Source organism: Ditibartonella apis (assembly GCF_001952075.1).
Taxonomy (GTDB): domain Bacteria; phylum Pseudomonadota; class Alphaproteobacteria; order Rhizobiales; family Rhizobiaceae; genus Bartonella; species Bartonella apis.
On sequence record NZ_LXYU01000003.1, the window covers coordinates 14350 to 30461 of the forward strand.

General features: G+C 44.8%; 7 protein-coding genes. All 7 read left to right on the top strand.

Going from position 1 to position 16112, the window contains the following annotated elements; translation table 11 throughout:
* Positions 1–92 precede the first annotated feature (92 nt).
* Entirely contained in the window at positions 93–1610 is a 1518-nt protein-coding gene (locus PEB0122_RS07050; RefSeq protein ID WP_075916368.1) for a methyl-accepting chemotaxis protein, read from the top strand.
* Between the two features lie 3 nt (positions 1611–1613).
* Positions 1614–3086, top strand: a complete 1473-nt coding sequence (locus PEB0122_RS07055) for a TolC family protein (protein ID WP_075916370.1) — start codon at positions 1614–1616, stop codon at positions 3084–3086.
* Positions 3087–3088: 2 nt separating this feature from the next.
* Positions 3089–3760, top strand: a complete 672-nt coding sequence (locus tag PEB0122_RS07060; protein WP_075916372.1) for a hypothetical protein — start codon at positions 3089–3091, stop codon at positions 3758–3760.
* The gene (locus PEB0122_RS07065) at positions 3735–5024 is read left to right on the top strand and encodes an HlyD family type I secretion periplasmic adaptor subunit (protein WP_075916374.1); all 1290 of its coding nucleotides are present in this window, start codon (positions 3735–3737) and stop codon (positions 5022–5024) included. Before PEB0122_RS07060 ends, PEB0122_RS07065 begins: the two co-directional genes overlap by 26 nt.
* A 115-nt stretch (positions 5025–5139) precedes the next feature.
* A complete protein-coding gene (locus PEB0122_RS07070; RefSeq protein WP_075916376.1) occupies positions 5140–12249 on the top strand; it encodes a calcium-binding protein in 7110 nt (2369 codons plus the stop codon).
* A 63-nt stretch (positions 12250–12312) separates the two neighbouring features.
* A complete protein-coding gene (locus PEB0122_RS07075) occupies positions 12313–14595 on the top strand; it encodes an ATP-binding cassette domain-containing protein (protein ID WP_075916378.1) in 2283 nt (760 codons plus the stop codon).
* A 515-nt stretch (positions 14596–15110) separates the two neighbouring features.
* A complete protein-coding gene (locus PEB0122_RS07080) occupies positions 15111–16061 on the top strand; it encodes an MrcB family domain-containing protein (protein WP_075916380.1) in 951 nt (316 codons plus the stop codon).
* Positions 16062–16112: the final 51 nt, after the last annotated feature.

Below are 16112 nucleotides of genomic sequence, written 5' to 3' on the forward strand. Positions count from 1 at the left end.
CGGTTTCGGGCAAAAGGGATTGTCGGCAAGTTGCCGCAGTGAAGATAAGGCAGAAGTTGGGCCATGCTTTTTTTTATACATAAGGGGGTCGTATGAGATCTACACGTTCTGTGCTCTATTTGTCATTGCTGTTAACAGTGCTGTCGCTGTTTGCCTTGTTCTACACCCTGGTTTTTCATGGCGATTTTGTAGCGCACAATATTGTTTTCAACTCGATTATTGCCTGTTTTGATGTAATCGTTTTGCTCTATGCTCTCTACGCGAACTTTTTTGTCGGACGCGGCATTACACAATGGGAACAGTTCAAGCGTCATTTTCCGCGCGACGAAGAACCGAAGCTTAAAGGTGGCATGCGGTTGCTTCGCGGTCGTCTTCACGATCTTATCAGTTTTAACGAAGATGAAAGAAACTCGGCAGTTGCGCTGGTGGCAAAGGCACTCGATTGGCGTGTCGACTTTCTGTTTTATGCAGCTGGTGCGGTTATCTCTATGGGCTTGCTCGGCACCTTCTTCGGTTTGACGTTTACCATGGAAGGTATTCGCGGTTCGATTGACGTTCTTTCCTCTGCCGATGAAATCCAGGCGAAATCCCTTATCAATTCGTTGGCCGCCCCTCTTGGTGGTATGGCGACGGCGTTCTCATCTTCCATGTTCGGTTTGGGCTCGTCCATTTGTACCGGTCTCGTTGCGCACTTTATGGGGCGTGCGACAGAAGGCTGGGTCTATGACATTGAAAAATGGTCTTTCGTTGCAAGTGGTGAAGAAGCATCGAAAGTGGCGGGCGAGACCGGCACGATCGACGCAACGACACGCGCGATTAACCGTCTGGCAGCAGTTTTATCCCGCCATGTCGAGTTTTCGCATGAAGACACCGGCAAATTTCTGGATATCTCTGGCAATTTTGTTCAAGGACAGGCGATACAACAGGAAACGATGGATAAAATGTTGACTGTTATTTCCGAACAATCAGAAAATAATAAACAGTCGATTGAAACTATCCTGAACACAGTTACGGCCAATGGAGAGGCAACGAGGCAAATTGTCGAGATTCTTCAGAATAGTTCGGTTGTATTGGCAGGGCTTGGTGATATTGTAAAATCGAATAGCGCTTATATCGCTCGCAGCATCGAAGCACAGGAAAGCAACAGCCAGACAATCGGTCAGGCTATTGCCGGTTTGAACCAGATGCGCATAGAATTTATGGGTAGTCTTGATACAATTTCGAACAAGCTTAAAGGAATTCAGGACAATACCGGTGCTCTTGAAGCAATCTCGGATGAACTTAAAGGGGTTCATGCCAATACCAGTGCGTTAGAGGCAATTTCCAATGACCTCAAGGGAGTTCAGGCGAATACCGGTGCGTTAGAGGCGATTTCCGGTAATCTTAAAGAACTTCAGGCAAGTGCCGGTTCCATTCAACAATCAACCAATCAATTGCTGGGCTACAGTGTCAATCAGGCGGAAGCATTACAAAACGCAAATCAGGTTATGCAGGTTCAGCAAAAAGCAATTATGGAAGGGATGCGGGATTTGACCGAAGCCCGCGTTTCGATTGTGTCAGCAATACGTGCTGTCCAAAAGGTTAGCGACGTTCCACCCACGAAAGGCTAATTCATGATGAATTGCTCAGAAAATATCAAACGTGTGGTGTCGATCCTATTGGTGAGCTGCAGTATTGTTTCGACAGGATGTGCGTCGAATAGAAACCCTGCTGCTCGTGCAGATGTTGATACAATGACAACTCAGGCTGTTAACGAAAATCATCAGCCTGCGATCAGCAAGGATCCCAGAGTTGCGAATACTAACAATCCGGCAACGGCAAGAGCCAAGGAAGCTCTAAAGCGCGAAAAACAGAGATTGACGCTTGACGAAGCGTTGAAGAAAGCTGCCGATTATTCGTGGACGATTAAAGTTGCAAAGAGCCAGCTTGATATTGCCGAGAGTCGTCTTGATCAGGCAAAAGCCAAATATTATCCCACGGTCGGTGCGGAAATAACGGCTCCGAACCTTCGCTATGACGGTGGTATCACAAGCCGTGACCGTGATTTCGACGATACCGCTTTTGCCGGCCTCGATGTTCGTTATAGTATTTATGATTTCGGCCGACGGGATGCCGACAAGGAAGCAGCAAGTTACAACTTGCGGGCCAGTGGACATGCCAAACATGCTCAGGATTTGACTGTTCTGTTCGATACGGCCAACGCCTATATGGCGGTTCAGGCTTATACCGAGCAGTTACAATCGGCTATCGGCTATGTCGACAAAATTACCGCTTTGAACAAAACCATCGGTGAAAGTGTGACCGGTGGTATTTCACCGCAGTCGGATGCCGTTCGCGGGCGTCTGGCCTTGAGCAATGCGATCAACCGGCGCAAGGATATCGAACTCAAATTATCACGTGCCCATCAGAAATTGAATGCTCTGGTCGGTATAGACGTTGAAGTTTTGCCTGCCAAACGTATGGCATTACCGCATATCGGAGACCTTGATAGCGTTGCAGTCAATGCAGCCGATCAGAACCCGGCGGTTCTTGCCAGAGGTGCAGCTCTTGAAGGTAGCCGTAAGAGCGTGGTTGGTGCAAAAGCAAGTCTGAAGCCGCGGCTTGATCTTACGATTGACTATAAGCGTACTTTGGAAAACGTTGATAATCTTTACAATGTGTCTGATACAGATGGCGGTGTCCAGCTCAAATTGACGTTCGACATTTTTGATCTTTCCAAGAAGGCGAAGATTCGCGAAGCTTATGCGCAGGTCAATGTCAATGAAGCACAATTGGGTAAAGAGCGTTCAACGGTGAATGATGAAGTCCGTGCGCTTCTCGGTGATATCGATATCACATCTCAGCAGTGGACAATCAGTGAAGAGGCAAGCAAGGAAGCGGATAAGACCCGTGGCCTTTATCTGGAAGAATTCCGTTTGGGCGACCGTAAATTGTCTGATCTTATTACTGCGGAAACCGAGTATTTTACCTCGCGCACAGATGCGATTGATGCCCGTTATGGTTTTATGCGTGCAGTGTTCAGTATTTATTACCTGGCTGGGAAGCCTCGTGAAGGACTTCAGGCTCTTCAGCTGGTGGAGCGTTAATAATGGCAGAAAAACGTGGTGGTGAAAATATCTGGATTGCTTACGCAGATATGCTGACCGTTCTTCTGATGGTTTTTCTTTTGCTGGCTATGTTGTTTCAGGTTATTGTTGCAACATCGAAAATTGCCGGCCCGGAAGATCAGGCAGGAAACCAGAACGCCGAAAGTGAACAGCAGTCGAAGAAGGCGCCGACAGTTATCGACGATAAGTCGAAATTTTCGATGGCCAATGAAAACAAGCCGAATAAGAATGGCGGTATTGACGATACAACGGGTAGCAGTGAACAGGTTGCTGCCAATCTACCACTTGTCATGGTTGATACAGGGGCTTTGAAACCGCGCGATGGTGACTTGCGTCTCAATGTCGAACTGAATAGAACCTATTTGACATCTATCCAGCAAAATGAAGTCCGTGCCTGGGCCTTGAGAAACAAGGCTGCGCTTACAACAGAAAAATTGAGGATTTATTCGGTCGGGCGGAGTGTGAATGTTTCAACCGGTGACACCTTGCTGATGCAGGTCAACCGCGCTGTTGCGACAATGGCGGTTCTGCAGAAAGAAGGCGCCATTATTAAAAACATCAGATTTGATAATCTGATTGTGCCGGATAATACCGAAGACTATATCATACTACGTACTGAAGATAGCAATGCAAATAACAGTAAAACGCAGTAAGTGGGGAAAAATCATCGACGGGCTTAAGGCTATTTCGTTGGGAAAATGGCTGCTTGCCCTTTGTGTGCTTGCTGCGTTTTTATGGGCTGCTTTCTGGCCTTTCGATGTTTTGGTTCGCGGACACGGAATTATCCGTGTCGAAGGCCACAATATTGAAATACAACATCCGGAAGGCGGAGTGTTGAAGCAACTGCTCGTAACCAATGGTGAAACTGTCAAAGCCGGGCAGGTTCTTGCCAATGTTGAAAACCTGACAGTTGCCGAAGATAATGAAAGCAATTTTATTGCCCTTCGTGCCTATGAATTGCGCGAACAACGGTTGCGTGCGGAACTTACCGGCAACGATTTCAATCCGCCGAAGCCCAATAACCCGAAACTTGCCGAAATTTATCAAAACGAAACGGATTTATATAATGCGCGCCGGCGTGCGTTGGATGAATCGGTTGCAATTGCCAAAACCCAGTACGAGCAAAAAGAAGCCCAACTCGCGTCGAATGCAATAGCAATTGAAAATCTCGGCGCCGAAATGCAGCTTTCGAACGAGCACATCAAGCTGCTCGAACCGTTGGTGGCAAGGGGCGCAGCACCGGAAGCAACACTTGTCCAGCGGCGTCTTGAATATCAAAAGGTTTTAAGCACACTTGCCGATGCTCGTTCAAAGGTTCCCGGAATGACAGCAGCGCGTGATGAGGCCAAGCTTAAAATTTCGATGTATAAAACCGAATTCAACGAGGATGCCAATAAACAGCTTGCCGAGGTTCAGGTAAAGCTCGAAACTGCCAAAGCGCAGTGGGAAGCAAGCCGCCAGCGGGCAAAGAATTCGGAAATTGTCTCGCCGGTGGATGGCGTTATCCAACAGGTTGTCATGCCCCACGTCGGGGCGGTGCTTAGAGCCGGTGAAAAAATGTTCGAAATTGCGCCAAGCGAGGTGCCACTGGTTGCGGATGTGAAGGTTAACCCGCAAGACCGCGACCGTTTGTGGGTGGGGCAGGATGTGCGCGTTCGTGTACTGGCGATATCCAACTACAATAGTCCGACACTGAAAGGTAAAGTTTCTGTGATCAGTGCCGACGCTGTCGGGGAAGAGGATAAAGGGGGGCGCTATTATGAAGTTACCGTCACAATGGATGCAGACCAACACAAGAAATTGAAAATATTTCCCGGAATGACTGTGGAGACTTTTGCATTGGCGGGGCAGAGGACATTTCTTCAATATTTGTTCAAACCGTTCCTCGATGGAATGTCGGTGGTCTTCAGCGAATGAGACGGGGCACTGTGTCGCAATTGAGCTTGTTAAAGAAGCAGGCTATAACTATATTTTAGTCGGGTGGAGTTTATACTGATTTCGGGGCTTTGGAGTCTATAGGGGTTATATCGAGATGAAACTACCTTTTCCACAGAAGGACGGAGTATCTGTTCTTGTTGATACGTATTCGGATAACGATGTACCGCTAGCGATTTCCCAGGTTGAAATCATTATTCGCGGAAGTGATGTTGTCATTCGTATGCAGGATGGCTCTGAACTGACGCTGGTTCAGGCTGCGCAAATGTCGTCCATGCACGAAAATTTGTTCAACCTGAGGTTTATGGATGGCACAGTTGTTTCATCGAACGAATTGTTCCAGCGTGCCGATCTCATCGAACCGGGTCCGGAATTAAGTGAAATTCGCGAAAAGAACGCAAAGGTCGATGCCAGTGCTGATCCGCTCGTTGCTGTTGTCCAGAATGCTCCGGTAAGCGAAACAACCGATCTTAATGCCGATGAAGATGTTGTCGGTGGACAAAGTGGCGGAAGAGGCGATGATCGTCTTTCAGTTGCCGACTTTTTAGGCACACCGCCTTCGATACTTGATGACACAGTAAGCTTTGTTCCGTCGACCTCGGCCGGCGGCGGGGCTCCGTTGTCCAATCAGTCTCCTTCGGAACCGATGCCCAATCCTATGTTGCCGCCAACTCCCTCGGAACCGTCCACGCCATCTGAACCGTCCACGCCGGTAAATCCTGATAATGGTGGTGGTAGCCATAACCATAACGAAGGGAATGGCGGAAATAATAACGATAACAATAATGATCACAATGGTGGTAATAACGATAACAATAATGATCACAACGGTGGTAATAACGATAACAACAATGATCATACCGGTGGTGATGGCGATAACACCGGTAATGCGGGATTGGCTTTTGTCGACAAGGCCAATCTTTATCAGGTAAACAGCACCAGAACGACTGTCCAGAATGAGGATGGAACACAATCGACCGTCTGGCATCTGGGTGGCGGTTCGCCTGCTGCACGTACGAATCCTGATCTTGGTGTCCAATATGGCGAACCTGCTATTCTTGATTTGCGCCATGAGGCCGGTCAGGAAAACGGATTTGTTGTCCATGCCGATAATGGTGCTTTCAAATATGGTCAGGTCAATACAGAAAACAATCCGAACAATCTGGATCGTCGTTTGGGACGTATTGTGTCTTTCGACCAGCTGGTCGGCGGGGAATCTGTTGCCGGCAAGCATATCAAGGATGTCAGCCAAATTCCGGATGGTATGACCATTATCTGGAAGGGAAGCCCTGATTACGCGGATTTTGTTGCCAAATACGGTATCGAACTTAAAGATAACGAAATATTCGTCAGCTATAAGGGCAATGTCGATTATAACGGCAATAACGTCAACATCACCTGGGTTGATGACCAGGGTAAGGAAACCAGAGCAAAGTCCGAATTTACCAACCAGTATGTGGGTGATCATCCGGATACTGTTATCAATGGAAATCACGCGATTGTTTTGCCGCAAACGCCGAATGCCCGCGAAATCTATGGTGGCAGCGGAAACGACACGATTTATGCTTCACAGTTCAATAACCATATCAAATATGATGGCGAGGGTGGCACAAACCGCCTGATCTATGGCGATGATTATCCTGTTACCGCACAGCAGGGATCAAATGTATTGCCTGGTCTGACATTCGATATTGCCAATAACAAAGTTACCGATAACGGCAATAATGATGTTGCCGAAATGCACAATTTTACCGAGATTGTCGGCACCAAAGGTGATGACAAGTTTTTGATCGGTGATGTAGCGACCTCTTATTATTTTGACGGGCGCGATGGCAATAACATCTTCAATATGCAGATGACCGATCCGAACACCGGTGTCACTACAGGCTCGAGCGGTAATAACCGGTTATATGCCGGTGCAGGAGAAGACATCTATAATCTCGATAATTCTTCGGGCAATAACACTATTGTCGATAGTGGTAAAGGAGACTCGAACGATAGCTATAATTTTGAATCCTCGACAGGCGTGAATAAGATTGCAGATTCAGGCGGGAGTGATTTCTACCACTTCAACAAGGCTATCAATCGCGTAGAGATCATTGATTCCGCAGCCGGTAATGATCATTATCAGTTTCATAATATCAAAGACAATCATGTTACGATCAATGATCTTAATGATGGTGACAGTTTAAGCGGAAGCGATGTCTATGATTTTGCTACTTTGGCTTCAGTTGATAGCACAGCAACAGATCATGTCGAGAATTCCATTGTTACTATTCTTGATGAAAATGGCAGCGATAAATATCAATTTGACCGCACAAAAGGCGGTTCTGTTACGATTGATGACGAAGGCGTGATCAGCGCAAAAGATCAAGCTCAGGATGAGTACCATTTTTCAGGCGCTGACACAAAAATCGATATTACCGATAAGGATGGTGCTGATAAATATTCCTTTGATCATGCAAAGACGAGTGCGGATAACACAATCAAGATCAAGGATTATGGTACCGCCAATGATATTTATAATTTCAATGATGTAACATCGGCTAGCATGGCAGAAGGCGATGCCGCGAATATTTCGATCACGGATGATGGCGGCAAGGACGAATATCACTTTGACAGGGTTCAAAGTAAAGTCCACATTGATGACATTGGCTCGGGCGACAACTATTATACTTTCCACGACGCCAAGAAATCCGATGTTACCATTAACAATAAAAACGATGGCATTTATCTCGGTGGCAACGACATTTATGACTTTGCAACGCTAAAGGATAATAATGAATCCGCCACTGATCATATTGAAGATACGACCGTTGCTATCGCCGATGAAAACGGCAATGATACCTACAATTTCGATCGTACGACCGGCGGTTCTGTAACCATCAAGGATACCGGTGCTGGAAGTTCAAGCGACAGAACACTGGCGGCTGACGAGTATCATTTTTCCAAAGTCGCGACGAAAGTCGATATTACCGATCAGGATGGTGCTGATAAATATGATTTCAGCGATTCTACAACATCAGCTGATAATACAATTAAAATTACCGATAACAGCGATAGCAATTATACGGACGATTATAATTTCAACGGAACCAAAGCAACAGAGCTTGTCTCGGGAGCGGATGCCAATGTTGTTATTTATGACGCGGGTGGCTTAGACAACTATCATTTCAATAACATCACCAGTAAGGTGAAGATTGACGATCATGGAGCGGGTAACGACAATTATACGTTCCATGAGGCAACCGACTCGGATATTACCATTCACGATTACTTCGATAATCGTAACACAGCACAATATCTCAACAATACTTATGATTTTGCTACCCATGATGCAACGGGTAACCCGACCGATCATATCACCAATACAACTGTCAATATCACCGACGAAAGCGGTCAAGACCAGTATTATTTTGAACGCACGCAAGGTGGCGCGGTCACAATTGTGGATTCTGCATTCAACAATAATTATTCCAATGATAGGGATAGTTACTTCTTCAATGACTCCCATACAAAGGTTTCAATAACCGATGGTGGTGGTTATGATAACTATTACTTCAACCGTATATTGGTTGATCAGACTAACACTGTTACTATCAACGATCAGGGTGGCAGTAATTCGGGAAATGACAACTATTACTTCAATGATGTGAAAGCGACAGCTGCCGCTGCTTCCGGTGCGGCTCATATTACTATTTCTGATCAGTGGGGTTCGGACAACTATAATTTTAACAATTTTGGCGATGCCAACAGTTCGGTTGTCTCGACAGTAAAAATCGAAGACAGAGGCAACTATCAAGATACGTACCTGTTCCACAATGCGGTGAACGCGAAAGTCGATATTCATGAATATCAAGGGACTTCCGTAGACGATACTTACGATTTTGCTACCAATAATGATACGGCTACCGACCATATTTCGAATGTCACTGTCAATATTCAGGATGAGGATGGACGGGACAATTATTTGTTCAACCGGACAGACAGTTCAACAATCACGATTATCGACAATTCTACTTGGAATGATAATTATTATTTCAACAATATCAATAATTCTACAGTCACAATTAGTGACGGTGGCAGCACTTCAAATTATAATAACACCCCTGATAATTTCAACTTCAATAACGCCAAGGGCGGTAGTGTGACGATAACGGAAGGTAGCGGAGCCACTAGATATTACTTCCAAAAGGTAAAAACAAAAGTCGATATTACCGATCAGACGGGTGATGACAGCTATTCTTTTCAGAATTCGCTAACGAGCGATTCGAATACAATTACAATACGTGACAACTCTGGTTTTAATAGTTATTATTTTAGTGGAACGGATTCGACCAATTTTGCTAGTGGGGACAACTACAATATTAGTATAACGAATGCTGGAGCAGGGCGGAACTCTTATGATTTTACTTCTGCCCACTCGAAAGTCTATATTTATGACGCGGGGCGTTATGACGATTCATATAACTTTACCAAAGTTCACGATTCTATTGTGACAATTGTTGACACCAGTTTTGATAATGGTTCCGGCGATAAATATAACTTTGGTGATGGAACATTTGAAAACCGTATAACAAACACTGTGGTCAATATCACCGATAACGGCGAGGCCGACACCTATTCGTTCCAATATTCGGATGCCGGTCAGGCAGATGGTCAACGGGGCGCAGTGACCATTGTCGATAACGGGACCGTTACTAGTTATTCTGTTGATGACAAGTACCTATTTTCCAATAGTCATTTGAAAACTGTTGATATTACCGAAGCGAGAGGTTCCGATACTTATAACTTTACGAATTCGACAATCGACAAAGTAACCATTAACGATAATGGCGATAATACTACAAGTAATGGAGTAGCAGGAACTGATAGTTATGATTTTACCGGTTCGGCAAACAAAGAAACGATCATCAAGGATACAACAGGCCAAAGCAAATACACGTTTACGAATGCCGGATTTGTTAATAAGGACGGTGAAAATGTGACGGCATCGTCGACTGTCAAGATTATTGATGGCGACAGCACGGATGTCTATACATTTGACCACAGCAAAGGCGTGGTCAATATTATTGACGGTGGCAACAACCTCAAGACGACGCAAAGGCGTATCCAGTATGATGATAACGGCCACATCAAATACACCCAAACAGAAACCGACGACGGTTCCGTCAATGTTCCTACGACAACAGACAGTTTTAGTGCTCAAGCAGCCGATGAATTCAATTTCAGATATTCTTCGGCAAAGGTGAATATACAGGATGGTATTTTTGCTGGCGATGATTCGGGATTAGGCACTGATGATGGTAATTCCGATGGCAACTATTATTTCCAATATTCGACCGGCGATGCAACAATCACCAATAAAGGTGGCATGGATAAATATTACCTCGGTGGTTCTACCGGTAAATTTATTGTCAATGGCGGAACCGGTACGGATATTCTTTATGTTGGTAAGGGGTATCTTGTATATGATGGTGGCACACGAACCGATGGCGGCAAGGAAAACGACTGGATTTCGTTTCAGGATGTTCTGGAAAGCATAGATGCCAACGGTAATCCGGTCACTAATAAAGTAGATCCGAATGCGCGCACTGACGGCGTTTATATCAATCTTGGTGCAAGTGAAAAAGGTTACGCTGACTATAGCTCTGTTATCAGTCATGACAGTAATGGTGCAGTACTTGCTGATGGCGCCGATAAAGGTCATGTAACCAATGTTGAGAATGTTATTGGCAGTAAATTGAAGGATCTGATTTACGGCAATGACAAAGACAATTATTTTCTGGCAACCCAGGGTAATGATGAATATTACGGCGGCGGTGGTTCGGATACATATTATGTCGGTGCTCCCGACATTGGGGGACGTATTGATGGGTTGTTCCTGAAACCGGATGGCACGCCTGACGATGCAGCAGCTGATTATGCACAAATGGCGGCATGGGCAGATCCGTCAAATCTTATTGTTACCAGAGATAAAGTTATTATTGATCTTGACCACGGATATGCAAAAACTTTGTGGAAAGATGAAAATAATGTCCAGTCTCAGGATACATTGCATGATTTTGAAAATGCCTACGGTGCTTTATTCTATAGAAACGACATCACCGGCAGATGGGGGACAGACGGCAGGTTTGTGGGCGGTTATAAAGGGGATACTTTTTATTCTGTTCAAAATTCGAGCAAGGACGGCATTAGTTATTTTGATGGTAATGATACTCGTACCGTACGAGGGCCGAAGGGCGGAACTTTACTGACAAGCGATATCTTGCGTTATGACTATGTAAACGATCATGGTGAGTATATCCATGGTGTCTACGTAAAAATGGATACAGATGCGTCCTATTCGGGAACAACAGTAAAGGGCTTCACTGGTTTTGATGCACAGAATGTTGCCCAAGGTACCCAAGGCAAGGATATCTTCAAAAGTATCGGAACCATTTTTGGTACAAAAGGTGACGATACATTCGAGGGAAGTAATGCTGGTGGCCATTCTTTTGACGGTGTTTCTGGTAATGACAGGTTTATCAGTCATGGCGGGGTGGCGAGCCAATATGCCAACGGTGCTATCCTTGACTATAGCAAGCTTACCAAAAGAGAGTTTCTGGATATCTTAATGAGCGATGACCAACATGGTCTGATTACTCGTGGCGGCGGAAACGAAGCGGATAAAATAAGTAATGTTAATTCCATTATCGGTACGCCCGGTGATGATCTCATCCATTTCACAACCAATAAACAACTTTCTGAATCGGCTTTTATTGGTTTTGACGGTGGTGGCGGTGTCAACTATATGACAAAAAGGCAGGATACTATCGGTAGCATTCATGACCAGATTTATAACATTGGCGGCGGCTTTAAAAATGTTCAAGGTTTCAGCTTTATTGATTCATATAAAGATACATTGAATGTCGACCTTGACGCTTTCTTCAAGGATTTCAAAACAGGCACTGCCGATAGTGATGGTCATTATCATGCGAAGTTCTTCTTGAATGGAGATCCCAATAGCGGTGACCCAAATGCCGACATCTTTAACGGGGTTGATAAAGACGGCGGTTGGAGCTGGCATAAGACCGCAGATGACGGTCATGGTAACGAAACCTGGAGTGCATTTGAAAATGATGTCAATACGGGCGATACAATCGAAGTTACAAGAGGAAGACAGGGCGATAATCACCTGCAGGATTCTCACCCTTCAATTCCGTAACTGCAACGTTGAATTCAAGGCAGAGTGCCTTTAAAACCTAATGCCCGTTTTGGAAAGAACCGAATGACTCCTTTGATCGACGCTCTGGAAACCGCGTGTAACAAAATACGCGGTTCTCTTCCTTTTCACTGGCAGCGTCTGCGTACTTTGCCGATGTCGGGCGACGAAACTTTGATCAAGCTCGTCGAGCGCCAGCTCGGCGTTCATATCATTCGTGTCAACAAACAATCGGCCTTGCAAATTGGCGGTGTCTATATTGTCATAACCCCTGCGGGTAATTACCGCGCGGTGGAAGTGGCAAATGACGGGACATTCGTTTTTCTTGATGAAGACAAAGAGCAAAGCCGGAAAGCCGAAGCTGATGACATCCGCCCCGCTACTGTCGTGGCAACTGTCGAAAGCAAAATCGAACCTTCTCTTGAACTGGAGAAACATCCTTCCGGGGCTCACGTAACGCCGCAAGCCTTAAAAAAAGCTGTGCATCCGGCCGAGGTTGTGAAACTTGATGCACTCGCAAAAACGGATGACAAGCGTGAGATCACGCAAGCCGGCAACACCGAAACCAGTGGCTCGAAAACTGCTCAAGGGACAGCTCGGGAAAAAGCGCAAAAATTTACCGATCAATGTATTCCGCAATATCAGGTTTTTAAAGCAAGCCTTCTCGATAATTTCGATTTGCGCCGTCTTATTTCTTCAGATCCGGTGGCGGTTTCTATCCTCTGGAAATTGCTTTTCGGCTCGATTTTTATCAATCTGATGATTGTGGTCACACCGCTTTATCTGAATGCAATTTATAGCCGTATTTTGCCTGCTTATGCGTCAGCCTCGTTATGGGCCTTTTCAGTCGGTGTCGCATTGGCGCTGCTTGCCGAATATCTACTTCGTCGTGACCGACAGAAGCTCAATATTTCGCTCGTCCAGCGCATTCACACAACAATTGAACCCAATATTGTGAGGCGGCTTTTGCGCGTCAATGCCAGCCAGTCGAATGAATGGGGCGCTGCCCAGTTCCGCGCGCTGGATGATTGGAAAATGGTGCGTAATTTCGCGTTTCTGGCATTGAATCTCAATGTTGTGGATGTTCCCTTCATTCTGCTCTTTCTTTTGGTCATTGCCATACTCGGGCAATGGATTGTCGTTGTTCCGATATTCATCATCGGCGTTATTTTTTGCGTCATGTATTACTATTGGCGGCAGGCAGAGTTGCAGTTTAACGAAAGGCCACTTCATCGCGACCCTCCGACACCGGTCGATATGATGGTCGCCTCCATTATCGGGCGGCCGGATGTTGTCAGCGATCGCTATATGTCCGACTCCGAGACCGATATTGAAGCCTGGAAAAAGCGTTATCAACGCAGTGCCGCTTTCCAGCGTTTAAATTACGCTATCAATGGCGTTCAGCTCGTGCTCATTGTCATTATGGCCTATTATCTGGTTCTCGCCGGCTCGCTCAATCAGGGAGCGATTTTTGCGGTTATCCTGCTTGCCGGTCGTATGCTTATGCCACTTTTCAGCACGTCAAGTATTGTCTATGAGGCTTATGGAGCGCACCGCTCCTACAAGCGGTTGAAAAAACTCATTACCGAAAGTTCCGACAATCAGGATCAACCGATCCATCTTGAAAAATACGAAAATCTCAAATCGCCATTATGGATGATTGAACACGGAACTTTTGCCTATAACAATGAAAAGGTTATTCTCGATGATCTTGATCTTGTTATACCGAAGGGACAGAAAGTCGCACTGTTCGGGCGCAACGGGAGCGGCAAAAGCACTTTGTTAAAATTGCTGGCCGGATATCTTTCACTTGAAAAAGGCACGCTCTCGTTTTCAAAACGTCCGCTCCATGCCGGTGATGAATCGATCAAACATCTCATTCATTATGCCTGGCAAGAGCATGTGATGTTGACAAGCTCGGTATATGAATTTCTTTGTCTGGAAGGCCGCTTGACGCGCGAAGAATGTGAAAACATTCTTCATCAGCTTGATCTGGTGAGTGGCGAAATGCAAATCGCCGACAAGCTGGAAGTGACATGGCGCGATGCCGGTTTTTATCCCAATCCTGCACATCGGCAGATGCTTGCCTCGGCACGCCTTGCGCTAACAAAACGCAAGATTTTGCTTCTCGACGAGCCGACCTCGCAACTGTCACAAAAACAGGAGTCACGCGTTGCCAATGTGCTTAAAAACATATTGCAGCCTGATACAACAATGGTCGTGTCGACAGACCGTTTTGATATTCTGAGTTTGACAGAACGCGTTATTGTTCTCGATCAGGGGCATATCCAGTTTGACGGGCCAACACGCGAATTCCTGCGCCGTTCCAACCACCCGCAAAATAGCTAACAGCGAACCGGAAGAGCATATCAAACTGGCCGGAACATCTGGCCGGTTGATGCGAATTATCCAGCCGGGAATCCGGATTTTTTTACTGATATTGCTTCGTAAAAATCATGTGAACGAAGTTGGAAATTTCCAGTTATTCTGACTTCATTAAAACAAATAGCCGCTAATAAAATCCATTTAGTAGATCTCCATTCTCTTCAATGGCGTCGTGCATTTAGTTCGTTGATTTCAAAATCAATGAAACCACGAATAACGGCAGGTCCGAACGAAAAAAACTGTCCCATTGATGAAAAATGCGCACATAAAGCGGCTTTTAAACTGCCTTTATCAAGAATTCTTGAAAAATAGATCGTTAAGAGTATAAAACTGTCGAACGTTCATATTTAAAAAAGATATATATTGAAAATAGTCGTTTTTATGTCTTGGGGTTTTCTGACTTTAATCAAAATAAATAGAATGGTTCTTATGGCGCCAGCAATAATAAAGTCGATACGAAATAAAGGAAAAATAAAAAAATGAACTTGAATGAGGCCTTTAAAGTTGTCATCGAAAATTACGAAAAAGCAAGGAGTGAGTTGTTTTCTAAAGCAAATCCTATGTATCAAACAATAATAAAAGAAATTCCAGGAAAAATCGTTGATTTGCTAGGAGCCAAATGGAGCGGATTAAAGGTAAAAGGTGGGGTAGGAACCGGGAATTGGGCGCAAGTACCATGGTGTTGCTTGCTCAATTTTAGAGTTACAACAACACCAAAAAGAGGTATTTATGTAGTATACTTATTTAACAGTAAATATAATAAGATTTATCTAAGTCTGAATCAGGGGACGGATTCGTTAAACGAAGAATATGGTGAAAAGGAATATATCAATATTCTCAAACTTAGAGCTTCACTTTACAAAAGTAAGTTAAGTAAATATAAAAAACAGCTTCCTCTCGATAATATCGTTAATTTTAGAGGTAGAAAAGCCGACGGTTACTCAGCCGGTCATATCATTGGTATTGAATATGATGCCATGAATTTGCCTTCAGATGGTAAGTTGGTGGCCGATTTAAATGAGGTTTTAAACGCATATAGTTCATTGTCTGACTATGAAATTAAGCCACTTGATCAAGATGAAGCGGAATTGATAGCTTCAAAGTATAAAACGATTGAAGAGAGAAAAATATATTGTTTGCACAGGAGCATTGAACGCAATTCATCTGCAAAAAAAGTAAAAAAGATTCATGGACTAAGATGTGAATGCTGCGGTTTAAATTTTGAAGAACGATATGGAGAGATTGGTAAGGGATTTATTGAAGTTCATCATTTAATACCTTTGTCATCATTAAAACTAGGAGAATGCAGAGAATACGATTCGCACAAAGATTTTGCGGTTCTTTGTTCTAATTGTCATAGGATGATCCATAGGCAGAGCGACCCCTCTGACATAGATGCGTTGAGGAAACGGCTTAAGGTTACTGTTTAACAAGATTGTCGAAAGTCGCATTTATTTCCGTGAACATTCTGCATTCTGCGG

Bases quoted from the DNA above. Each gene is read 5' to 3' on its own strand.
- PEB0122_RS07050 (WP_075916368.1), top strand. From the start codon at position 93: ATGAGATCTACACGTTCTGTGCTCTATTTGTCATTGCTGTTAACAGTG.
- PEB0122_RS07055 (WP_075916370.1), top strand. From the start codon at position 1,614: ATGATGAATTGCTCAGAAAATATCAAACGTGTGGTGTCGATCCTATTG.
- PEB0122_RS07060 (WP_075916372.1), top strand. From the start codon at position 3,089: ATGGCAGAAAAACGTGGTGGTGAAAATATCTGGATTGCTTACGCAGAT.
- PEB0122_RS07065 (WP_075916374.1), top strand. From the start codon at position 3,735: ATGCAAATAACAGTAAAACGCAGTAAGTGGGGAAAAATCATCGACGGG.
- PEB0122_RS07070 (WP_075916376.1), top strand. From the start codon at position 5,140: ATGAAACTACCTTTTCCACAGAAGGACGGAGTATCTGTTCTTGTTGAT.
- PEB0122_RS07075 (WP_075916378.1), top strand. From the start codon at position 12,313: ATGACTCCTTTGATCGACGCTCTGGAAACCGCGTGTAACAAAATACGC.
- PEB0122_RS07080 (WP_075916380.1), top strand. From the start codon at position 15,111: ATGAACTTGAATGAGGCCTTTAAAGTTGTCATCGAAAATTACGAAAAA.